The organism is Sphingobacterium sp. xlx-96, from assembly GCF_011007365.1.
Classification (GTDB): Bacteria; Bacteroidota; Bacteroidia; order Sphingobacteriales; family Sphingobacteriaceae; genus Sphingobacterium; species Sphingobacterium luzhongxinii.
In genome coordinates this window covers 595,931-619,314 of the sequence record NZ_WFKM01000001.1, presented here as the reverse complement: position 1 = coordinate 619,314, position 23,384 = coordinate 595,931, and the positions used below count along the sequence as shown (strand labels likewise).

Sequence of the window (23,384 nt, the reverse complement as noted above, 5' to 3'; positions counted from 1 at the left end):
TTTAATACCTTATTTGAATACTGCCCACGATAGTTCTGGGCTTCGGATAAGCTCCAATATCAACCCTTCTTAAAGTCGATGTATTGCTCGAGGATGAGACGTCCGGATCGAATCCATTGTATTTTTTCCAAACAAATAGATTCTCTCCTGCAAGCCCAAACTGTACATCTCTTAATTTGTTGTTGGTCAGTTTACCCAAATCCCATGTATACCCTATCGATACACTTTTAAGTCTCAAAAAACTAGCATCATAAACCATACGGCTTGAAGCTATATTATCGACCGAACCAGCCCGAGGTAAGTCAGAATTTGGGTTACGAACAGGGTGCCAGCTATCTAACATATAGGTATACTGGTTGGCAAAATTGCTTCCATTTCCCATCCATTGCTCGGAGATATTATAGATCTTGCCTCCCAACGAGTAATTTAGAAAGACTCCAAGCGTCCACTTATCGTACCTAAAGTTGTTTTGTAAACCTCCATGAACCAATGGATCGGCATTGCCGAGATAGATCAGGTCATTTTCGTTAAATACACCATCGTGATTAGAATCGATATAACGAGCTGAACCTAAGCGGTACTGCTGAGCTGAAGCCGAGACATAAGATTTTGTTATTTTATTTCTATCGATTTCTTCCTGCGACTTCCATGTACCTGCGTACTGGAATCCCCACAAGGCGTTCAATGGATAATCTTTCACATAACCATACATCATATAACTGTTATTACCGGATGCCGAATATGCACTTACATAACCATAGTGACCGATATCATCTACCTTCTGCTTATTATGCGAGATAGAAAATGTACTCGACCATGAGAACTTATCTTTTTGCATATTTCGTGTCTCTATACTAAACTCGAGTCCTCTATTAGAGGTTCTTCCGATATTTGCAAACCGAGTAGCGTATCCGGTGTGTCTCGGTGTCTGAACATCAAGCAATAGGTCTTTTGTATAAGACAGATACGCCTCGAACGTCATATTCACTCTATTGTTGAATAGCACAATATCTGTAGCCACGTTGTACATATCGGTTTTTTCCCAAGACAACTCTTCCGATGCTAGACGGGATGGGTAAAACGCAACAGGCTGGGAACCATTAAAAAGGTAACCACTAGTTGACGAGGAAAGGGCCGCCAAAGACCGATAAGAAGAGATACCATCATTCCCTGTACGTCCAGCACTCGCTCGTATTGAAAAGTCTTTGATCCATTCTGAATCTTTTAAAAAATCCTCATTGCTTACTGTCCATTTTAATGCTGCTGAAGGAAAGAACGCCCATTTTTCATTCTTTGCGAAGTTGGAAGCTCCATCTCTACGTCCTGTTACCGTGAGGTAGTATTTGCTCTTATAATTGTAGTTAGCCCGTGCTAAATAGGACATTGAAGTCTTACTTGTGTTCCCCGACCCACCGACATAATTTTCCTTATCTGGAATCGCATTCATATTGTTCCAAAGAATGGCATCGGATTGATATCCCTCTCCACGTAGCGTGAGGTTATCATCCGTAATCTTCTGACCCACAAAACCGGCTGTAAAATCAAAATGGTGAATATCATCCCATTTTTTCAGGTAGTTCAAAGTCGTCTGACTCATCAGATTGCTCTGTGTATACTCGCCTCTATACGCCATACCTCCCTCATTATCTGCCTTAGCCGGTAAGCTTCCTGGTTCATATTGAAAGCTGTGACGTCCATAGGAATAATAAGTCAACTGCGAATTCAATTTTAAGTTCTTTACAGGTTCTATTTCAATATATCCTGTATTGGTAATGCCATCATGCTTGATATTATTTATCACATCTGAATCAAGGATAGATCGGGGTGAATTGAACTTTTGTCCAGAATACCACAGATCATTAAAATTATCATAAACCTTGATCATCGGATTCAAATAAATTGCACCACTCCACCAATTCGTCCCCCCTATAGTTACCAGATTTTTATTTTCATCTCGCTTCGTATAACTATACTTCAATCCCACTTTCATCCATGGAAAAAGCTGATAATCGAGATTCAATCGTCCTGTAAAACGCCCCAAGCCACTCTCTTGGATAATACCTTGTGTATTATCATAAGCAATAGAAGCGTAGTAACTACTTTTATCCCTTCCACCAGATAGAGAAAGATTGTGGGTGTGATAGGGAGCAATACGTGTTATTTCGTCCACCCAATCCGTACCTTTCCCTAGTGAATAAGGGTCAGGATAAGGATAGGCCGACATAGGAGAATTGATCGTAATATCGCCGTAAGGATCAGCCGATGTAAACAAAGCATAGTCATTACGATACTGCGCATATTGCGAGGCATTCATAATATCTAACTTTCTAGGCAGCTGAGACAAGCCGACAGTACTTCGCAAGGTGATATTGTCCTTTCCAGACTTCCCTTGTTTTGTCGTGACAATAATAACGCCATTACTACCACGCGTACCATATATTGCCGTAGCAGACGCATCCTTTAACACAGATATGGATTCAATATCGGAGGTATTAATATCCGTCAGGCTGCTCACCGCATCCATTACACCATCGACAACAATAAGAGGCTCATTACTAGCTGTTATAGACCGGGTACCGCGTATACGGATTGATGTCGTTGCACCTGGTTCCCCTGTAGTTGCCGTAAATTCGGCCCCAGGTACACGCCCCTGTAACGCCAGATCGACAGAAAGTACAGGTGCATCTTTAACATCTTCCATTTTAATATTTACAACTGAGCCTGTTAAATCCTTTTTCTTAACTTGTCCATAACCAATGACGACAGCTTCTTCCATATCCGTGACTTTTTCCGTCAATACCACTTGAAGTGCCGCGATACTACTTACGTTGACCTCTTTTTTATCAAAGCCCAAAAGAGAAAACTCCAATACCGTGGGAAGGGTCACTTCTAGACTAAATGCTCCTGATTCATCAGTACGGGTTATTTTACCGGTAGATTTATCGCGTACAGTGACATTGGCCAATACCGCTCCTATACCCATTTTGGTGACACCTTTTAGAATCTGTCGTTGAATAATTGCCCCACTCGCGTTTACAATCTCTTTTTCATCCTGCTTTGGCAATAGCACTATACTCCGTTCTTTGCGCTTAAAATCCAACTCATAAGGTCCCAGTAATTGCCGTAGTAATTCTAGCGCTTCCCTATCCACCAATTCAACATTGGCAATCGTACGATTAGGTAGGATTCCCTGCGCATAGAATACAGTGTACCCGCTACGTTTTTCAAAATCTTTCAATAGAGTGGCCAAGCGAACATTCTTCCCTTTTAGCGTAATTTTTTGCCCAAAGGTACTCGCACTAAGGTGCATGGAGGCTACTAAAATCAGAATCCATGTCAATTTCATATACAATGGAATTTTCAATTTAGGTAAGTTAAAGGCATAGCATGCCCCTAACCTTTTTTTTTCATACATTTGTTAATAGGTTGAGAGTAATAATACATTCAGTTTCAATCCAAAAATGCCTTTTGGCATATCTTGCAGGGACGGCTCCAACGTTCCTGCTTTTTTATATGCTAAGGCTTGCGTAGCATTATTTCATGACAGTTATCCTCCTTCCATGCACTTTAAATGTTACTAGGTCGGTCCACTCTATTAATTGTAACAATTGTTCAAATTTTTCAAATCTTGATATACTCCCCGAGTATCGAACTTGAGACATATCGCCTTCAAAATCCACCTCTACGTCATACCATCTCGCGATCTCATCCATCACTTCATAGATAGATACGTTGTCGAAAGCAAACTTTCCCGAACGCCAAGCAATGCTGTAATTAGGATCTACCACCTGCACGGTATTTGCACCCGTAGCTACCGAATGAAGAGCCTGTTGGGAAGGAGTAAGAATCTTCGCTTTGGCAATACCCGTATAATGCATAGCTATACGGCCTTCTATCAGTGTAGTTTTATAGGTAGAGCCGTATGTATTGACATTAAACTGGGTACCTAAAACCTCTATTTTCTGCGTGCCACTCGATACATAGAAAGGCACAGCAGTATGCTCACTTTTTTGCTTAGCCACTTCAAAGTAGGCCTCTCCTTCTAGCTCCACGGTCCTACTGTCTTTTGCAAATTTCAGCGGATACTTAAGTTTGGTGGCGGCATTTAACCAAACTTTAGAGCCATCTGGAAGCGTCAGGCTATATTCTCCACCTCTAGGAGTTACAATCGTATTATACAGTTCTTTCTGAGTGGCACCGTTGTCATCATAGGCATAGCTTACGCTTCCATCCGCACGCTTGAAGATATGTAATCCTTTATCCGCCAAAACGGTATCGGTGGTAATTTGGTCTAACTCTATAAAGCTACCGTCTTCAAATTGAATCCGCGCTTTGTTACTCCCTGGTAGAATTGTATCAGTAGGCTGTATAGATAGACGGTTTTCCATTTCGGTATCGTTTGTATACCACCAAAGCGCCCCTACCACGCCAAACAGGAGAAATGCTGCTGCCACAGCTATCTTATACCAGCTATTTCTAAAAAAGGATTTATGCGGGTAAAGTATCGGCTTAATACGTTGGTCATCTGTTATATTTTGAAAAACACGAGATTGAATAAAGTCATCCTCTACATAATGTGGCGGTTCAAATTTATCATCCCATGTTTCAGACAACATACAACGTCCTTCTTCTGTATCCAGGAAGTGACGTAATCGGGAGAGATTCTCCATATCGAGCGTTCCAGCACGATACTGCTTTAATAACGCATATAATTCTTTCTTATCCAATCGTTGTCAATTTATACTTATAAACGAAAGTCAAAAAGAAATGTACTAGTCCTAAATGTGTTTTTTTTAAAGAAAACTTATAATACCTAAAATAAGAAAAAATAGATTTTCTGTAGCTTGAGGCGTACTAGCTTTGTTGCAACCTGCAAATGGTTTTTGACTGTATGCCGTGAGATCCCCATACTTTCAGCGATATCTTGCTGGGGCTCGTCTTCCAACTTAAACCGGCGGTATATTTCCTGTTGCTGGGGTGGCAACGTCGCAATAATTTGTTGGAGAATACAATTTAGTTCCACAAAATTAATTTTCTGCTCTAAATGCAGAGAAATCGAAGACCATTCAAAAGATGCTTCCTGAACAGTCTTCGCTCCGCTTATTTTTTTTCTAAAAAAGGATATACACAGTCTCTTGGTAATAATGTATAAATAAGGATAAAGGTCGTTCGAAGTCCGAACTTTATCACGGTGCAGAAACAAAAGGGTAAATGCTTCCTGAGCAATATCTTCCGCATCCTCCTTTTCCGTCCCTTTGCTTAAGGCATAACGGAAGATAATCGGAAAATAGAAGTCAAAAGCTTTTTGAAAGGCCTTAGCATCTCCTAATATAAATTGCTCAAATTCAACACCTTCTAAAATACCGTTCATTACTTACATTATAATGTACCATCCGATGCCCTAATGGCTGCACAAACTAAATGATTTTGTATATCCTTCAAGTTATTTAATGATTAACAAATTGTTTCGTTATTACTTCTTGATCGTTTTATATTGGTCAGTAGTATATAAGTTGATGTTATCAATAAAAACTCTATTGGCAGCATCCTCTTGATGATCTCCTGTCTGAAACTGTAACTGTATTGTCGATGCTGCTGGCATAAGGCTCGGTTTTTTTACTACGAATGAAAACCGTCCGATTTCCCACATATTGCTCAATAGAAGTGCAGATTCGTAATCGTAATGGGCCAAAGTGACCATCTTGCTGGTTTTACCATCTTCAAACTCGGCTCCATTCAACTTTACCGTAAGCTTAGTTCTGTCCTTAACACCTTCTTTAGAAACGTATCCAACAGCGTCAAAGGTCAGTAATAACAGGCTGTCTTTCTCTAAGCCCGGAAATATCGGTGAATATAAACTACTACCTTGGTCGGCCGTACCCAACAGCAGATAACCGTTCATCCCTAAAGTAGATGTTGTATTTGAACTCGTCCAACCGACCTGCTTCTGTGCTGTACTCCATAGTGCCATAGGAACAGCTTTACTCAAATCTAGCGGTGAGCCTGAACCAAATTTCAACCAGGCAAAGCTTTCCTCAATACGCGTATTATACCCTTGGTTCAACCGAATAAATACCCCAGAATAAGCATCTCTGTTATTTATATTGAGTACACCGACACGTCTTTTATAGCTTTTTTCCATAGGCAACACGCCCAAGATAACACGAGATTTGTTTGTACCTGCGATAGCTTCCACCTTTTCCACCTTTAACCAGTTATTGGTCTCATTGGTTTCAAAAGAAAGTTGCAAAGCGCTGTTGCTCGCTACATATAAAGTGTCAAATCCTCCTTCGGCCTTCCAAATCAACTGTCCGGCTTTCTCTTCGAAGGTCTCTGTTTCGGACACCATTATTCCATCTATCAGCATTCCCTTTCCATCTTCCTTATTGCAGGACGAAAATGCGCATGTCATACCGATAAGAAAACACAATGGCGCAAAGCCTATATGTTTTACTTCAGGTTTTTTTAAAGTAATTAATTTCATATTTTTCGCTAATTTTCTGTCGAGTGGACCGCCCCAGTAGTCAGAAATTAGTAAAAACACAAAATTATCCTTTTTAATTGGATCACATGTTAAGTTAATATGAAGTTTTAAACTCCCTATAACTATCGTATTAAAACGTTGCTAAAAAAAGGTTTTGTCTAATTGCTTAATGTTCATCATGAACTAAATTAACATTAAATATCAAATCAAGCAAATTTTATACGCCCAAATCTGATATTGCTCCTGTTTATTAACTTTGTCGATTGTTCGAGATAATCGAAGTTAAGCAAAAAAAGGTTGATTATGCCTAGGGGCATACTCTAATATTAAATCGAAGCTGAGCACACAATTCCAAGACCTGTTGCCTCATTCTTTGCCGCTTCTCCATACCGGATAGCACCAATTCCAAAAAACTATCGCATTCATACACCACATTTCGCAGCTGTTCATAATTGGATTTCCCTTCCAAAATATCTTCAAGACTAAACTTCTCATTCCCCTTGAATACCAATCCAGCAAAATGAGAAGAACTTGGAAATAACTTGCGTAATGTCATATACAGGCCCAATAATAAATCCGAAGAATTGTCTAAGACTTGGTAACAACCATGTTCTTGTTGACTCAAATAAATCGATCGCTCTAGGTCACCGAAGCTTTCAGATTGTTGAGTCAACAGGTTGCATATTCCTTTCATCTTTATGATGGAATTGGTAATAGATCCTTCTCTCAAAAGGAATGTAATGTTTGAATCAAAGAATATGCTCATGGCCGTCTGCTGTGTTTGTGTGTAAATCATGTCCAAATCATGCATCTACATGCTATACCATATTTTACGATTACAAAGGTAAGAACTCCCAAAGACTGCGTTTACGGGAACCCGTAAAGCAGACGCTTTTCTTTAAAATTTATTATTTCCACCCTCCTCCTACCGCTTTGTACACTTTGATGGGGGCCAAAAACTGTGATTTTTTCAATTCAAACAAATTCAATTTAGATTCCAAAATGTCGCGCTGAGTAGTCAACACTTTAAGATATTCCGCTCTATTTCTAATAAAGAGCTCTTTGGAGACCACAATGGCATCGTTCAATATCTCCGCACCTGCTTTTCTTATTTTTCAACCTCCACCTGTAAGTTGGATATACCCGACATTTGATTGGCTACCTCTAAATAAGCATTAAGTACTACCTGCTCGTAATTGATACAAGGCTTGCAACTGACGAGCACGGGCCGTACCCCCAAGCAAATATTAATGGAATCAATCCTGCAATAAAAGCGAAGGATGTCATCAAAATAGGTTTCGATACTGAAAAGTAAAACAATCAAAAAGGTCAAGTACCCTTATTGACAATCTTTGCTAGAACAGATTGATAGAGCCGCAGCTGTTCCTCAAAAAAAATGATTGAATGCCAGGATAAAACGATCCAAGGGGGACATTTTTCGCTCTTTGCTGTGATTATTTATCAAAAGAAAGCACAGAGCACGGGGGTAATGTCAATGCTACAATACCGGATAGGATAATGGAAGTCGCCGCTGTTATCGAAAACTAGCGGTAAAATACGCCTACAGAGCACGACATAAACGCGACGAGAATAAATACCGAAACCATGAAGAAGGTAATGGCGATAATTGCTCCCGCAATTTCGCGAATCGCCTTTTTGGTGGTTTTGAGCAGAGATAAGTGTTCGGCCTCCATCTTCGCATGCACAGCTTCAACAACGACGATAGCATCATCAACAACAAAACCTATTGCCAGCACCAAAGCAAACAAAGTAATTAAGTTGATGGTGATGCCGAATACTTGCATCAGCACAAATGTACCGATCAATGATACAAGTACTGCTAGGGTTAGCGGAACTTTCATTTGTATTTTTCCGGTTTGTCCATTTTTCAGTATTCCTTCCGGATTAGGAAAGCGCGCACGAAAAGCAAAGCTTCCCCTTTCGTTATCAAATTCACTCTCGATCAACTCAATATTTCCTCTATAAGGGAACATTATTGGCTTGACTATTATCGGAAAGATTGGTTAACACAACAGCCCTTCGTCAATTAGGCTTCCTAGACGCAATTGAATACGATCTATTGTACCACTAAAAGGTGTATGAATCTCCGTAAATGAAGGATGTGCCCTTGCAATTGACAGTTCTGCCTTCGCCATTTTAACCTCATTATTGGCTAAGATATTCTTCGCCAATAGGGCTTCTGCATTTTGAAATTCGATCGCGGCCATATCAGCCTATGCTTTAGCCTTTTCAAACTCCGCTTAATACAAGGTTGGCACAATCTTAAAAAGTAATTGCCCTTGACTTACAAATTGTCCCTCATCCATATAAATTTGCTACAGAGCCCCCTTCTCTTGTGCTCATATCTCAATATTCTTTAGTGAACAGATCTGATATACATATTCTCGCACAAGAACCCCATAAGATCGCGCCTATTACAATAAACGCATTGATTTTCATCGTAATTTAATTTTTATTTTTTTTAAAAATAATCCGTCTTATTTTCGTCAAGTTCCACCTCGCACCCCACCCTCACGATATAGACTATTTGATTACCAGAAAAATACCTGTATATAAATCAGCCATAGCCCAACACATACCAGAGAATAGGGGGTGAACTTTTGAAAAATATCTTTAGGGGATAAAAAAACCGAAAGATACCAAGAGCGGCATTCTTCTCAGCGAAGGGGGATTCTAAATTAGTAATACAGGCTGTATTAGGTATCGATCTTGAGCTTGGACAGCCAAATGGTAAAACAATGGTAACATTCTTTTGAAGAAAAAGAAAAATTGAATCAACAGTCCGCCGTAAACAAGCAAGAAGAAAACGTGCAGTGAAGACAAATATTTCTTTACTACAGAAAATAAACCAACTTCACTTGTACCTTCAATAATAGATTGCTGCGTAAAGGGAGATTCTGTCTGTTGCTCGGCCTGTAACCTTTTAAAAGGTTTAAAGTGCGATGTCGTAACATGTACCGTTGGGGATGACTGAGCTATTGGACTGGAAAGTAGTAATAAAAGTGGACAGCAAACTATCCAAATTATCATAAGGCATCGAATTTACAGCTAGAAGGCAAATTCTAAATGCATTTAACATTTTTTTAACCAATTGAATTTCTATGGCATGAACAAGACTTTTAAGATCAATTCTTGCCCCCAGAAATGTTATATTACCCCGATGTCTTTACAGTAGGCAACGAGTTGTTCATTCTTAGAGAACCCGAGTAAATCCTTCATCATACCGAGTCGCTTCTCTACACTGCTTAAACCTGATGGCTTGATCCCCTTTTCCTGTAAATATTGGGGAATATTCTTCTGCAGTATTCCCTGAGACAAAAGAGAAACAACCTCGATATCAAGCACACTAAATTCATGCGTCTTTCGATCACGCATAACTTGCTTCACATCAGGAGATTGATATTTTCGATTATTAAAAATGCTTTGTAAAGCATCTCGCAAATGCTGTGCATCCCTTCTTGCTTTACGCACATAGGCATCAATATCGTAATTTTTAAAGAGTTCATCAATTACACTACTTCGATTTTCAGCAGAAAAAACCAAAACTTTAATCTGAGGTTGTACCAGCTTTACGGCTTTAATAAGATCGACCCCATTTGAAAGATGCTGGGCATTATAATCGTCTTCAAATGATAAATCGGTAATTAACAAATCATACGGTTCTCCATCACGGATCGCATTACGAATCCAAGTCAATGCATCATCACAATAATACACATATTTAGCTTCGGCAATTCCCAGTTCCTGTAGTGTCTTCTGTACCGAAATATTAGCTATTTCATGATCCTCGGCAATAAGTACCTTTTTAAACATACAATAGATATTTAAAGGACAGGAATCGAAATATGAACTTTCATTCCTCCCCCTTTCTCATTAACAAATGTGATTTTTCCGTCTATACTTTTCACACGATTGACGATACTATTTAATCCATTCCCCCACACAATATTTGAAGACAGACCAATGCCATTATCCGTATAATAGATATGAAGAAGATCTGTCGTTTGTTCAAAACGAACAACAACCCGGTCAGCTTCGCTGTGTTTGCGCATATTTACCATAAGCTCTTGAAGCACCTGATCAATCTCATTTTTAACATTAACCGACACAGAAGCCCATAGTTCCAAATCAATTCCAGCTAAAACGACCCTACGATTTTCGGTAGCAAAAGAACGCAACATATTCCCCAATGATTCACGATACAACTGCACGTCTGAACCGTCCGAAAGATAACCTTCGTAAGAGATGTCTCTCGACTTTTCATACATTCCTTCCAACCGATCCAATATACTTTCCCGATCTATATCATCGCGGTTTTCAATCTCAGCCATAACGCGATACAATCCGTTGGCAACCACATCATGAACCTTTCTAGAGGTCTTCAATTGATGTTCTTTAACACGATTATTATTTTCCAATAAAAGTCTTTGTTTGCGTCTATTGTACCATATATAACCAAATCCCCCCAAGATAGCAAATATTACGCCTCCCCCTATAGTCAATAGTCTTTGCATATTTATACGGTACAGTTTGTCATTAATATCCTTTTCAAGTTTAAGATTTGCGGACTTATCCTGCTCCACTTCGTAACGGATTAATGCAAACTGATTTTTTGACTTTGACCGTACACTTTGCAAACTATCTCCTAGCTTTTTGTACCGATCAAAAAGTGACTTCGCATCGTCATCGGAACTAACAGCTATCAACTGATACAACGCTTTTAGCCGCTCATCAGGATTTTTGAGTCTGGTAGCTATGTCGCATCGCATTTTTGCATAGTGAAGCGCTGAATCTGGACTTTTATCTTCATAATACAAAGTAAGATGATTAAAACTAGAATTTATCCCCCACTGATCGTTCCTAGCCAAACGAATCCGTAATGCCCTATGAAGATCCGCTAAAGGATCGTACTTTTTATCCAACTTTCCACGTTCGACAGCATAGTTTGTTAATGATCGTGCATATTCATTATTATTCTTGTTTTTATTCTTCAATATTTGCTCATATATCTTCAACGCTTCGCGCTCTCTGCCCACATCTGACAATGTCTTTGCCTTATTATTAAAAAACACTTTGGTATCCAATGAATCGGTAGAATATTGAATAGCTTTATCATAAAAATTGAGTGCACTTTCTACGTCACCTAAAGCACTTGTTGTTCTAGCTAGGTTATTATAATTGGAACTTAAATAAGTTGCGTGGCTGAAGTCTGTACTATCCAGGTAGACATTTGCTTCTAAAGAAGATTCTTGCGAAGCATAATGATCTCCGACATCTCGAAGGATAAAAGCCATCTGAATTATAGATTTGGCTATATTGAAGCTGTCTTTTGCAGCTACCGATATACTTTTGATTTTTTCAAACGCTACAAAAGCACTGTCGGATCGTCCTCTTTCTAGATAGTCAAAAGCATCCCGATAATGCTTAGAAAGATCCAATGAAACCACAGGCTCCTGTTTAATCTCCCTATCCGAACAAGAACAAAGAATAAAAATAACCCAAAGTAGATACTTTTTTTTCAAGACCTCAAATTTTGTTTGAATCTACAAAAAAGAAGAGATCGGACAATATACGTGGTTCTTTATTTTACATAAAAAAAGTATTTGCCCACTACCTGTAAAAGTAATCATCAAGTAGATCATTAAATACCGACTCTTCACTTTTATATCTTCGAAGAATCCTTTCCCAGGAATTCTTCCCAAACTGAATCTCATTTCCAAAACTATCTTTGTAAATCCATCGATCAAAGATATCTTTTGATAAAGAAGCTTTCTCGCTTCCATCCGTGTATTCTAGACCACCGCTTAGATTCCGCTTAAATGAAGTTCTCGTATTCCCATACTCCTCCACAACATTTTCGTTACCAAAAATATCAGTTCCGCGCTCCAATTTATATCCCTTATTGTCTTCGATTTTTAGATTATCAAATATATCAATACTGAATTTTGCAGAATACGATGACTGACGCCTGTTCTCCCGTATCAAGCGAGCAAGCAGATCAGATTGTCGTTTCTTATCAGATAAAATGCCAGGGAACTCCCTTTCTAAGTATTTTTTTTCAAAATGGAGCTTGTTACTTTTGCTATCTGTAAACACCAGATCATCAAAAATATTACGTACAAGCTTGGCATTGTAGGATCTATCATTGGAAATAGACTCCAAATTACCAAAGATGTCCTCGCGGATTTGACGATGTTGAGCATCTACTGTATAGAATACAAAGAAAACAAAAAGCAAAGTAGGAAAAGCCTTCATAAGCTATTAAATTTAATCCTTTGACCGAATTGAGACCTATTGGTTTATTGTGTATCGCGTAAATAGTTATTATGCAAACAAAAAAGGTGATCCAAGATGACCACCTTTTAAAAGAATACCGATTTGCTATTAAATTGACTGCAAAACAGCTAGGCTTGTCGCTATGATACGAATCGCTTTTTGTAGTTCCTCCTCTGATATTACCAAAGGTGGGGCAAATCGAATTTTGTCACCATGAGTCGGCTTAGCTAACAAGCCGTTCTTTAACAACTCTACACAAAAATACTGCGCTGCATCAGGGTTACTATGTTCAATCACAATAGCATTTAATAATCCCTTTCCACGAACTTCTTTAACGTATTCATTGTTTAAGCTTCTTAACTCATTTCTAAATATCTTGCCCAACTTTTCGGAGCGTTCGGCAAGATTCTCTTCCTTTAGCACCTCCAACGCAGCAATAGCAACAGCACAAGCTAGAGGATTACCTCCATAAGTAGATCCGTGCTCACCTGCTTTAATACAAAGCATCACCTCATCATCAGCAAGTACCGCGGAGATAGGCAATACGCCTCCACTCAACGCCTTTCCTAAAATTAAGACATCAGGTCTCACACCTTCATGATCGCAGGCCAACATCTTTCCGGTACGGGACAGGCCCGTCTGTATCTCATCTGCTATAAACAACACATTATTAGCTTTACATGCCTTGTAGCAAGATGCCAAGTATCCTGAGTCTGGCACATATACACCAGCTTCGCCTTGTATAGGTTCTACTAAAAACGCTACCACATTAGGGTCTTGAACCGCCTTTTCTAATGCCTCAATATCATTGTAAGGAATCGTTACATATCCGCTTACAAATGGCCCGAAACCACCTTTTGCCGTTTCATCAGTACTGAAAGAAATGACATTTATCGTACGACCGTGAAAGTTTCCTTCCACTGTGATTATTTTAGCCTGCCCCTGATCAACACCTTTCACCTCATAACCCCATTTACGCGCTAGTTTTAACGCCGTCTCTACGGCTTCAACCCCTGTGTTCATGGGCAGTACTTTATCATAACCAAAATACCCTGTTATGTACTGGGTATACCCAGCCATCTTGTCACTATGAAATGCACGCGATGTAAGTGTCAATTCCTGAGCTTGATCTGTTAACGCTTTAATAATATGAGGATGACAATGACCTTGATTTACGGCAGAATAACCAGACAAAAAATCAAAATATGCTTTGCCTTCTACATCCCAAACTTTAGCACCGGCCCCCTTTGCTAATACAACAGGTAGCGGATGATAGTTATGCGCACCACATTTTTCTTCTATATCGATATAAGACGAAGACTTTTCTGGAATCTGATAATTGTAATACATAAGTTTATTCTTGTTTTAATTTGTGATTCTGCTCCAATAGGGACGAAATACAATTTAGAAATTTTATATTTTCTCAAAGCTAGAAAAATAATAACATACCCCGAAGACAATTTCCAAAATCAATAAAACCAAGATAAAATATAGAACCTTACAAAATTTTATTCGACTATATGTGGCAAAGATTTACTTCCCCCTATTTTTTGAACGCAGCTCCAAGTTCAAAATTATCTCTCTCTTCTTACTTTCTACCAGTGACAAATCACCCACTACAAAGACACCTTTATTATTATTAACGATATTTCTGATTCCATACACAGTAGATTCGTCACTAGGATCAGTAGCACCTTCATAGCGATAGAGATAATCAATTGTATACTCTTCGGCTGCTTTGAACAACTCTTCAAAAAGCACATTATAGTCAATAGTATATCCAAGATCTGTCAACTTCTCCAGTGCCACACTTGCAGACTCATAGTTAAAGATTGTTTCCATCAAAACCTCCTAATTTTTAAAATGATATTGTTTCTATTTAAAAAACAACTAATTCTGGAATCTGTTTAGTTTTTTTTGAAATGAAGGACAATACATATTAACTCCAAATTAACCTTCTAAAAAATCCACACCAACACAAAACATACTTACCTTAAAAAAGATATTGGAGTAGAATGCTTTAAAATGGCCCTATTGAGAGGCGTGTTTTTCAGGTGCTAAGAAGCACCTAATTCTACAAAACTTAACGAAGTCTTTTTTTTAAATGTACAGGTAGAGTTTACAAAAAGTCACCGAAAATTAGTAAAACATCAAAATATATTCGACCTAATATCCTCTAACAAGAAAAATCAAAAGCACTGATAAATATTTTTTCCACCATTGATTTTGCTTTGGCCAATAACAACGGTATATTTCTTCCTTCAATCACAATAAACTTTTATGAGTCCCTAACTGCGGCTCATAAAAGTTCTTGATGTCCTTAAAGAACAAACGCTTTCAGAAAAAATAGTACCTTTGAGCAACAAAATTTTGACAGTATGGCATATCTTATCCCTCCTTTAGCTAAAAATCCAGCTGATGCATTTTCTAGACTATTGACTGTAATGAATACCTTACGTGTAGACTGTCCTTGGGATAGAAAACAGACGATGGAAAGTCTGCGGCACCTCACGATCGAAGAGATGTATGAGCTTGCTGATGCCATATTGGATCAAGACCTTAATGAAGTTAAAAAGGAACTTGGAGACCTTATGATGCATCTGGTATTTTACGCTAAAATTGCAGAAGAACAACAGATTTTCGACATCACGGATGTACTAAATAATGTCTGTGACAAATTGATACATAGACACCCACATATTTATGGAGATACCAAGGTGTCAAATGATGAAGATGTAAAGAATAATTGGGAGCAGATCAAATTGAATGAAGGAAATCGCTCTGTATTATCTGGCGTACCGAAAACTCTCCCTGCTTTAGTAAAAGCCTATCGCATACAAGACAAGGTGCGTGGTGTAGGTTTCGATTGGGAAGATAAAGCGGAGGTATGGAATAAGGTGGAAGAGGAACTACAAGAATTTAAGCAAGAGTTTGATCTGCAGGTTAAAGAAAGTATTGATCAAGAAAAAGCAGAGGAAGAATTTGGTGATCTTCTATTTTCTTTGATTAACTATGCGCGACATATGGGAATAAATCCAGAAAATGCATTGGAGAAAACCAACAAAAAATTTATTCGCCGGTTTACCCATCTTGAAAATCGAGCAAATGAAAATGGTCTTCGACTTAGCGACATGCGCCTTGATGAAATGGATATCTATTGGAATGAAGCAAAGTCTTTGGGGCTGTAGCCTCCAAAATATAGGCTAGGTAAAACGAAATATTAGGAATAATTCCTTAGTTTTGCAGCATATGGAAACTGTCGTTAGCGGTATAAGAAGTACCGGAAAATTACACTTAGGAAACTACTACGGAGCATTGAGCAATTTTGTGAAAATGCAAAATGACTACAATTGCTTCTTTTTTATAGCTGATTTGCACTCACTTACGACTCATCCAGCTCCGCAAGATTTACAGTCTACAGTCCGCAATGTGGTCATCGAATACCTAGCAGCTGGGATTGATCCAGAAAAATCGACTATTTACGTACAATCTGATGTACCAGAAGTAGCCGAGCTCTATCTTTATATGAATATGAACGCCTATCTTGGAGAACTTGAAAGGTCTACTTCTTTTAAGGATAAAGTTCGTTCTAATCCAGACAATGTAAATGCGGGCCTATTGACATACCCTGTGTTGATGGCATGTGATATATTGCTTCATCACGCGACCAAAGTACCTGTAGGAAAAGACCAGGAACAACACTTGGAAATGACGAGAACATTTGGAAATCGCTTTAATCATCTTTATAAAGTAGATTACTTTAAAGAAGCTTTCGCTTTCTCTTATGCTCAAAAACTAGTAAAAGTACCTGGTTTAAGTGGACAGGGTAAAATGGGAAAATCAAACGGTGACGCAGATTGTATCTATCTATCTGATGCGCCTGAAGTGATCCGTAAAAAAATTATGCGTGCCGTTTCAGACTCTGGTCCGACTGAGCCTAATCAGGCAAAACCAGAATCCGTACAGAATCTTTTTGATTTAATGAAAGTGGTCTCTTCAGCAGATACATTATCTCATTTTGATGATTTATACAACAAATGTGAGATCCGTTATGGAGACTTTAAAAAGCAACTAGCCGAAGATATGGTAATCGCTACTGAACCTGTGCGTTCTCGGATCGAGGAAATATACAAGGATGAAGAGTACATTCAGAAAGCACTGAAGTTAGGTGCCGAGAAAGCCTCTGCCAGTGCACAAAAAACCCTTCGCGAAGTACGTGAAATTATTGGTATCAAGAAGCTCTTTTAAGAAGTTGCGACTAGGGGAAATACGTTTTTAAATTTTGACTTTTTAATTTTTATTTGAGCTATGCATATTGCAATTGTAGGAAATATCGGAGCCGGAAAAACGACATTAACAAAGCTATTGGCTCATCATCTCAACTTTGAGCCTCAGTTTGAGACTGTAGACGATAATCCTTATCTCGAAGATTTCTATAGTGATATGAAGCGTTGGGCTTTTAACTTACAGATTTTCTTCTTGAATAGTCGCTTTCGTCACATTGTAGAATTACAAAGCAAAAGCATAAATATGATTCAAGATCGCACGATTTATGAAGATGCGTACATTTTTGCGGAGAATCTCTATGATATGGGCTTGATGAGTGCACGTGATTTTGAAAATTACAGCAACATATTTCAGAGTATCATCCATTATATCAAACCACCGGATCTGTTGATCTACCTAAAAGCTTCTGTTCCGACGTTGGTCAATAACATCCAGACACGCGGTAGAGATTATGAATCGGGTATTCGTTTAGATTACTTGTCCAAATTGAATGACAAATATGAAAAATGGATTAACAACTACACGGAAGGCAAGCTATTGGTATTAGACAAAGACAACTTAGACTTTGCAAATAAACCGGAAGATCTAGGAAGTATCATACAAAAGATTGAAGCCGAGCTATACGGGTTGTTCTAAAAAACAGGAAAACCATAAAAAATATTTTTCACTTATTTGACCGTTTTGTCGTCATTTCGACCTTAGCGGAGAACCCCGAAGGGCTCAATGTAGTTATATTTAATGATATATATTTTTTTATAGATAGTTACATAGACCTCTCTACAAGGTCGAGGTGACGTAGGGGACTTTCATAATCCGGCAGCTCCTGGATTATGAAAGTTTTTTTACCTTTGTATCAAGAAACATCAAAATACATATATGTAAAATTAATTTCTTCTCTTTTCAAAAACAACTTATCCGCTAACCGGATCTGTTATTCCATTTATCCTTTTAAAAGAAGAAATTATGCTTATTTTACAAAATGTATCCTATACATTTTCCAATAAAACTATTGCGTTCGAAAATATAAATTTTCGATTGGCCCCTCAGGAAAAAGCAGCTTTAATCGGTAATAATGGTGTTGGAAAATCAACATTATTGGACCTCATTAGCGGAACGACGCTCTCCTCTGCAGGCCAAATACAAATAAACGATAATACTTATTTTGTTCCTCAAATGTTTGGGCAATACAATCATCTCACGGTGTCCGAAGCTTTAGGTGTTCGAGACAAGTTAACTGCTTTGGACAATATATTGAAAGGAAGCGTTAAAGACCAGGATTACAGCATATTAAATGATGATTGGAATATTGAGGAGCGTTGCCAGCAAGCGCTAGACTATTGGCATTTACCCAACATCAACTTAAGGTCAACAATGAGCGATCTAAGCGGTGGCCAAAAGACCAAAGTACTCCTTGCAGGAATTGATATTCACCAACCGCAATTGTTGTTGATGGATGAACCCTCCAATCATCTGGATAGTTCCAGTCGCGCAAAACTATACCGTTATATACACGAAAGTAATCAGACAATGCTTATTGTAAGTCATGACCGTCAGTTATTAAAACTACTGAATATCACTTTTGAGATGACTCCAGATGGCATGCAGCGCTATGGAGGCAACTATGATTTCTATCTTACACAAAAACATCTACAAATGACCGCGTTGGCCGAAGATATCGTTTGGAAAGAAAAAGAATTACGGAAGGCCACAATTAAAGAAAGAGAGACCGCCGAACGACAAAATAAACAAGATGCCCGAGGTCACCGTAAACAAGAACAAGCGGGAGTAGCCCGTATCATGATGAATACGCTTAAAAACAAAGCTGAAAAGAGCACTTCAAAGCTTAAGGCTGTTCATCAATCAAAGATCAGCGACCTGACCAAAGATCTGAACTCGCTGAAATCGACCGTTCCAGATCTGGATAAAATGAAATTTGGCTTTAAAAATATCAATATGCATGAAGGGAAGACCTTATTTGAAGGTACAAATATCCAGATCATCAAGAAGAATGGACAGAAGCTATGGTCAAATCCATTACATATTTTAATCAGAAGTGGACAACGAATGGCTATACAAGGAGATAATGGAACAGGAAAATCCAGTCTGTTAAAAGTCATTCAAAAGCAAATCGTACCCACCGAAGGACAATGTATCTTCAACCATGAACATACGGTATATGTAGATCAGGAATACGCACTCTTACAGAATGAACTTAGCATGTTTGAACAAGCTCAACAATTTAATAATTCGGGCTTACAGCCCGCAGAAATAAATACAAGATTGAAACGCTTTTTGTTTCAACCGGATGACTGGAAAAAGTCGGTATCTATGTTGAGTGGTGGTGAACGATTACGCTTGACATTATGCTGCCTTACGCTATCGTCAAGGGTTCCCGACATGATTATTCTGGACGAACCAACGAACAATTTGGATTTACAAAATGTACAGATTTTAACACATGCGATAAACTCTTATCAGGGTACTTTGGTCGTCGTATCGCACGATTCGAAGTTTTTAGAAGATATACAGATCAAGGATTTCTACCGGTTATAAATAATGAATCTGCAGGATGTGGAAATCTATTAAAATGTGTAAAAACTAGATTCCCATTCTCTTTTTTATTGCTTATTTTCGTGGGAACTAATACAACAAGATGAATGGAGCTAACGAAGCTTGAAATCAAAGGTTTTAAAAGTTTTGGTGATAAAATCACGATAAATTTTAACGAAGGGGTCACCGCAATCGTTGGTCCGAATGGCTGTGGTAAGTCTAATGTTGTTGATGCTATCCGATGGGTACTAGGAGAGCAGAGTACAAAGACGTTACGTTCTGAAAAGATGGAAAATATTATCTTCAATGGGACAAAAACGCGTAAGCCTGCCAATCTAGCTGAAGTATCCTTAACTTTTAACAATAACAAGAGTGTTTTACCTACTGAGTTTACAACGGTAACGATCACCCGTAAACTGTATAGAACAGGCGAAAGTGAATACCGTTTGAATGATGTCAAGTGCCGACTCAAAGATATCACAGACCTCTTTTTGGATACTGGTATCGGAGCAGATACCTATTCCATTATAGAGTTGAAAATGATTGACGAGATTATTGCGAATAAAGACAATTCAAGAAGAAATCTATTTGAGGAAGCCTCTGGTATATCTAAATATAAGGTTAGGAAAAAACAAACACTTAACAAATTAAAAGAGACTGAAGCCGACCTGTCCCGAGTAGATGATCTGTTGTACGAAATCACGAAAAATCTAAAATCTTTAGAAAATCAGGCTAAAAAAGCAGATAAGTACTTCTTATTGAAAGAAGAATATAAACAGGCTAGTGTAGGATTAGCCTATTATCGGCTGGATAGTTTCAGCTCGGACCTGACCTCTTTAAGTGAAAAAGAAAAAGATCTTCAACAAGCGCTGCAAAATACCCTCGAACAGATTGATGGTAAAGAAAAGGAATTGCGTGTAGGTCGTGAAGAAATTTTAATCAAAGAGAAGAGCCTATCTACACAACAAAAGACTACACATGAATTCCAGAATAAAATTCGTACCTATGAGTCTGAACGTAAAATAAAAAACGAGCGTCTACATCATCTACAAGAACGAGATGCACGCATACAGACCGAGCAAAACCTTGACAAACAACAGTTGAGTCATGTGGATTACACCTTGAAAAGACTCAATGAAGAGCTATATGAAGAGCAGGCTAAGCTTGATGTATACCAAGATGATATACAGAAAAACAAAACGGAAGTTGAGGAATTAAGAGGTCAACAACAGACTGCTAAAAATAAATTGGACCGTTTTGCGGCGGACAATAATGAACTGCAGAATAAAATATACAAAGTAGAAAAAGATATTGCTGTTTTTAATATTCAAAAAGAGTCTCTCGAACAGGAATCACTTCGCAACATTACTGACGCGAGCAGTAAAGCCGAAGAATTGAATCAATTCAACCTATCGGTTAATGAATTGCAACTGAAAGTTGATGCTCAGCAAGCGCACTATGAACAAGTACTCGAACAAGAAAACGACCTGAGCAGTAAAATCCAGACAGCAGAAGATAAACTGGCTAAAGCAAAGGATGAATTAAGCAAAGAGTCTCGCTTGGTAGATGCTAAGCAAAACGAATATAATTTGACAAAATCTTTGGTTGACAACTTAGAAGGCTTTCCGGAGTCAATCAAATTTTTACGTAAAAATGCAGGTTGGAGCAAATCTTATCCCCTATTTTCGGACATTCTATTCTGTAAGGAGGAGTATCGTGTAGCTATTGAAAACTACCTAGAGTCGGTCATGAACCACTACGTAGTAGATACACCGCAGGATGCCATTCAGGCCATCAACCTATTGAGTGACGCGGCGAGAGGTCGCGCAAACTTCTTTGTGTTGGATGCTGTACTTCCTATTGAAACCACTCCTGCGGTGATTGTTCCTGACAACATGATCCCTGCTATGCAGGTTATCAAGGTAGACAAAAAATACGAAAAGCTATGCTTAGAATTATTAAAAAATGTCTATCTGTTACATGCTGATGATTCCAAATCTATCGAAGTTGAATTACCTTCAACAGATAGTATATTACTACACCATGAAGGTAAATTTAATAAACATAAATTAGGTTTGAGTGGTGGATCAGTAGGACTTTTTGAAGGAAAGAGAATTGGTCGTGCTAAGAATCTAGAGAATTTGGCCAAGGAAATAAAATCGCTAAATGAACATATCGGCAATTTGCAGCAAGTCGAGCAGGAACAGATTCAACTTATTGCTTCATTAAAACTGCAATCGCAAAAGGAGCTAATTGATGAGCTACGTATACAACTAGCCCGTCTTCAAAATGAATGGACATCTGTAAAGACGAAACAAGAGCAATACCAAGCCTTTTTAGCTAATTCACAGAACCGTAAAGCTGATATTGAGGCTCGCCTGACTCAGATATCCGAAGATCTTAATAAAGCAGAACCAGAGTTAAAGATTTTGCATGTGGAAAGTGAAGAGCGTCAAAAGCAGGCACAAGACCTTCAAAATGCATTTCAGGAGTTGAACGAAGTATTGACGGAAAAATCTACAGCTTACAACCAAGAGAATATCCGTCTGCACCAACAACAAAATAAGGTATCGGGTATTCAAAAAGACTTGGAATATAGAGAAAGCCAAAAAGAAGCTTTAGAATCCCGTATCAATAAAAACACGGCCGATCAAGAGCAGATTAAGCTCGACATGAAAGATGCGTTGACGTTTACAGATAGCAACGATGATGACCTCAAAGAGCTTTACGAACAAAAAGAATCGTTGGAAAAGGCTCTGCATGAGATGGAAGAAGTTTTTTATGCATTTCGTAAGCATCTCAATGATTTAGAAGAAGAGCTGACTGCACTTAGGAAATCCAAAGATCAGTATGATTTCTTGGTGACAGAGATTAAAGACAAGAAAACTACGCTTCAGATCGACCTTAACAGCCTGAAAGAAAGGCTTGCGGTGGAATTTAATATTGATATAAAAGAGTTGCTTGAGGGCGAAATGCCTGAGCTTACTCAATCTCAGGAGGAATTAGGTTCAGCCTGTACACGATTGAAGAAGCAGCTTGATGAATACGGCACCATCAATCCAATGGCTAAAGAGGCTTACGATGAAATCACGGAACGTTTCAATTTTATCACTAAAGAAAAAAATGATTTGGTAGAAGCTAAAGACTCCCTGCTATCGACCATTCAAGAGATCGACGAAAGTGCCAATGATAAGTTTATGGCTGCCTTTACTTCTGTTAGAGAGAATTTCATTCGGGTATTCCGTTCATTGTTCAACGAAGAAGATAGCTGTGATTTGATATTGAGTGATCCTAAAAATCCATTGGAGTCGGATATTGATATTGTTGCTCGTCCTAAAGGAAAGCGTCCTTTGTCAATCAATCAACTTTCCGGTGGAGAGAAGACACTTACTTCTACTGCTTTACTGTTTTCATTATACTTACTAAAACCGGCTCCTTTTTGTATATTCGATGAGGTAGATGCACCTTTGGATGATACCAATATTGATAAATTTAACAAGATCATACGTGAATTTTCTAACCAATCTCAGTTCATCGTTGTGTCTCATAACAAACGTACGATAGCGAGTACCGACATTATATACGGCGTCACCATGGTCGAACAAGGTATATCTCGTGTAGTTCCTGTCGACCTACGCGATGTCGCTTAAGACTTTTATATTGAACATACACCTAGAGATCCCGATTCCTCACTAAAGTTATCGGGATTTTTTTTGAACAAACTTTTTTTATTTCCAACCGTTCTATACACGTAACAACTGATAGA

General features: G+C 38.4%; 18 protein-coding genes. 5 read left to right on the top strand and 13 right to left on the bottom strand.

Features of this window, described 5'->3' with window-relative positions:
• Nucleotide 1: 1 nt before the first annotated feature.
• From G7B20_RS02785 to G7B20_RS02725, 13 genes are all read right to left on the bottom strand, one after another.
• Entirely contained in the window at nt 2-3,346 is a 3,345-nt protein-coding gene (locus G7B20_RS02785) for a SusC/RagA family TonB-linked outer membrane protein (protein ID WP_164108493.1), read from the bottom strand.
• 187 nt (nt 3,347-3,533) lie between these two features.
• Nucleotides 3,534-4,727, bottom strand: a complete 1,194-nt coding sequence (locus G7B20_RS02780; protein WP_164108492.1) for a FecR family protein — start codon at nt 4,725-4,727, stop codon at nt 3,534-3,536.
• 86 nt (nt 4,728-4,813) lie between these two features.
• Entirely contained in the window at nt 4,814-5,371 is a 558-nt protein-coding gene (locus tag G7B20_RS02775; protein WP_164108491.1) for an RNA polymerase sigma factor, read from the bottom strand.
• Nucleotides 5,372-5,473: 102 nt separating this feature from the next.
• Nucleotides 5,474-6,484, bottom strand: coding sequence for a hypothetical protein (locus G7B20_RS02770; protein WP_164108490.1), 1,011 nt, complete (start codon nt 6,482-6,484; stop codon nt 5,474-5,476).
• 307 nt (nt 6,485-6,791) lie between these two features.
• Nucleotides 6,792-7,280: a hypothetical protein gene (locus G7B20_RS02765; RefSeq protein ID WP_164108489.1), complete on the bottom strand. Its 489-nt coding sequence runs from the start codon at nt 7,278-7,280 to the stop codon at nt 6,792-6,794.
• A 748-nt stretch (nt 7,281-8,028) separates the two neighbouring features.
• On the bottom strand, nt 8,029-8,478 hold the full coding sequence (locus G7B20_RS02760) for an efflux RND transporter permease subunit (RefSeq protein WP_317166219.1): 450 nt from the start codon (nt 8,476-8,478) through the stop codon (nt 8,029-8,031).
• A gap of 30 nt (nt 8,479-8,508) precedes the next feature.
• Entirely contained in the window at nt 8,509-8,712 is a 204-nt protein-coding gene (locus G7B20_RS02755) for a hypothetical protein (RefSeq protein ID WP_164108488.1), read from the bottom strand.
• Nucleotides 8,713-9,178: 466 nt separating this feature from the next.
• On the bottom strand, nt 9,179-9,535 hold the full coding sequence (locus tag G7B20_RS02750) for a hypothetical protein (protein WP_164108487.1): 357 nt from the start codon (nt 9,533-9,535) through the stop codon (nt 9,179-9,181).
• Between the two features lie 117 nt (nt 9,536-9,652).
• A complete protein-coding gene (locus G7B20_RS02745) occupies nt 9,653-10,318 on the bottom strand; it encodes a response regulator (RefSeq protein WP_164108486.1) in 666 nt (221 codons plus the stop codon).
• An 11-nt stretch (nt 10,319-10,329) separates the two neighbouring features.
• Nucleotides 10,330-12,027, bottom strand: coding sequence for a tetratricopeptide repeat-containing sensor histidine kinase (locus G7B20_RS02740; protein WP_164108485.1), 1,698 nt, complete (start codon nt 12,025-12,027; stop codon nt 10,330-10,332).
• 88 nt (nt 12,028-12,115) lie between these two features.
• Nucleotides 12,116-12,760, bottom strand: coding sequence for a hypothetical protein (locus G7B20_RS02735; protein ID WP_164108484.1), 645 nt, complete (start codon nt 12,758-12,760; stop codon nt 12,116-12,118).
• A gap of 129 nt (nt 12,761-12,889) precedes the next feature.
• The gene (gene rocD, locus G7B20_RS02730; RefSeq protein ID WP_164108483.1) at nt 12,890-14,131 is read right to left on the bottom strand and encodes an ornithine--oxo-acid transaminase; all 1,242 of its coding nucleotides are present in this window, start codon (nt 14,129-14,131) and stop codon (nt 12,890-12,892) included.
• Nucleotides 14,132-14,314: 183 nt separating this feature from the next.
• Nucleotides 14,315-14,623 carry a hypothetical protein gene (locus G7B20_RS02725; RefSeq protein ID WP_164108482.1) on the bottom strand — a complete coding sequence of 103 codons (309 nt, stop codon included), beginning with the start codon at nt 14,621-14,623 and terminating at the stop codon, nt 14,315-14,317.
• Nucleotides 14,624-15,159: 536 nt separating this feature from the next.
• Here G7B20_RS02725 and mazG point away from each other — a divergent pair.
• The 5 genes from mazG to smc all read left to right on the top strand — a co-directional run bounded on the left by mazG (nt 15,160) and on the right by smc (nt 23,268).
• The gene (gene mazG / locus G7B20_RS02720) at nt 15,160-15,969 is read left to right on the top strand and encodes a nucleoside triphosphate pyrophosphohydrolase (RefSeq protein WP_164108481.1); all 810 of its coding nucleotides are present in this window, start codon (nt 15,160-15,162) and stop codon (nt 15,967-15,969) included.
• A gap of 61 nt (nt 15,970-16,030) precedes the next feature.
• Nucleotides 16,031-17,029, top strand: a complete 999-nt coding sequence (trpS, locus tag G7B20_RS02715) for a tryptophan--tRNA ligase (protein WP_164108480.1) — start codon at nt 16,031-16,033, stop codon at nt 17,027-17,029.
• Nucleotides 17,030-17,089: 60 nt separating this feature from the next.
• Nucleotides 17,090-17,704, top strand: a complete 615-nt coding sequence (locus tag G7B20_RS02710; protein ID WP_079642474.1) for a deoxynucleoside kinase — start codon at nt 17,090-17,092, stop codon at nt 17,702-17,704.
• A 327-nt stretch (nt 17,705-18,031) separates the two neighbouring features.
• The gene (locus tag G7B20_RS02705; protein ID WP_164108479.1) at nt 18,032-19,621 is read left to right on the top strand and encodes an ATP-binding cassette domain-containing protein; all 1,590 of its coding nucleotides are present in this window, start codon (nt 18,032-18,034) and stop codon (nt 19,619-19,621) included.
• 104 nt (nt 19,622-19,725) lie between these two features.
• Nucleotides 19,726-23,268 (top strand): chromosome segregation protein SMC, encoded by a 3,543-nt coding sequence (smc, locus tag G7B20_RS02700; protein ID WP_164108478.1) that lies wholly within the window; start codon nt 19,726-19,728, stop codon nt 23,266-23,268.
• Nucleotides 23,269-23,384: the final 116 nt, after the last annotated feature.

What these genes read in the sequence shown, in the direction of transcription:
- G7B20_RS02785 (WP_164108493.1), bottom strand. Translation starts at nt 3,346, where the DNA reads ATGAAATTGACATGGATTCTGATTTTAGTAGCCTCCATGCACCTTAGT.
- G7B20_RS02775 (WP_164108491.1), bottom strand. Translation starts at nt 5,371, where the DNA reads ATGAACGGTATTTTAGAAGGTGTTGAATTTGAGCAATTTATATTAGGA.
- G7B20_RS02770 (WP_164108490.1), bottom strand. Translation starts at nt 6,484, where the DNA reads ATGAAATTAATTACTTTAAAAAAACCTGAAGTAAAACATATAGGCTTT.
- G7B20_RS02765 (WP_164108489.1), bottom strand. Translation starts at nt 7,280, where the DNA reads ATGATTTACACACAAACACAGCAGACGGCCATGAGCATATTCTTTGAT.
- G7B20_RS02760 (WP_317166219.1), bottom strand. Translation starts at nt 8,478, where the DNA reads ATGTTCCCTTATAGAGGAAATATTGAGTTGATCGAGAGTGAATTTGAT.
- G7B20_RS02755 (WP_164108488.1), bottom strand. Translation starts at nt 8,712, where the DNA reads ATGGCCGCGATCGAATTTCAAAATGCAGAAGCCCTATTGGCGAAGAAT.
- G7B20_RS02750 (WP_164108487.1), bottom strand. Translation starts at nt 9,535, where the DNA reads ATGATAATTTGGATAGTTTGCTGTCCACTTTTATTACTACTTTCCAGT.
- G7B20_RS02745 (WP_164108486.1), bottom strand. Translation starts at nt 10,318, where the DNA reads ATGTTTAAAAAGGTACTTATTGCCGAGGATCATGAAATAGCTAATATT.
- G7B20_RS02735 (WP_164108484.1), bottom strand. Translation starts at nt 12,760, where the DNA reads ATGAAGGCTTTTCCTACTTTGCTTTTTGTTTTCTTTGTATTCTATACA.
- rocD (WP_164108483.1), bottom strand. Translation starts at nt 14,131, where the DNA reads ATGTATTACAATTATCAGATTCCAGAAAAGTCTTCGTCTTATATCGAT.
- G7B20_RS02725 (WP_164108482.1), bottom strand. Translation starts at nt 14,623, where the DNA reads ATGGAAACAATCTTTAACTATGAGTCTGCAAGTGTGGCACTGGAGAAG.
- mazG (WP_164108481.1), top strand. Translation starts at nt 15,160, where the DNA reads ATGGCATATCTTATCCCTCCTTTAGCTAAAAATCCAGCTGATGCATTT.
- trpS (WP_164108480.1), top strand. Translation starts at nt 16,031, where the DNA reads ATGGAAACTGTCGTTAGCGGTATAAGAAGTACCGGAAAATTACACTTA.
- G7B20_RS02710 (WP_079642474.1), top strand. Translation starts at nt 17,090, where the DNA reads ATGCATATTGCAATTGTAGGAAATATCGGAGCCGGAAAAACGACATTA.
- G7B20_RS02705 (WP_164108479.1), top strand. Translation starts at nt 18,032, where the DNA reads ATGCTTATTTTACAAAATGTATCCTATACATTTTCCAATAAAACTATT.
- smc (WP_164108478.1), top strand. Translation starts at nt 19,726, where the DNA reads ATGGAGCTAACGAAGCTTGAAATCAAAGGTTTTAAAAGTTTTGGTGAT.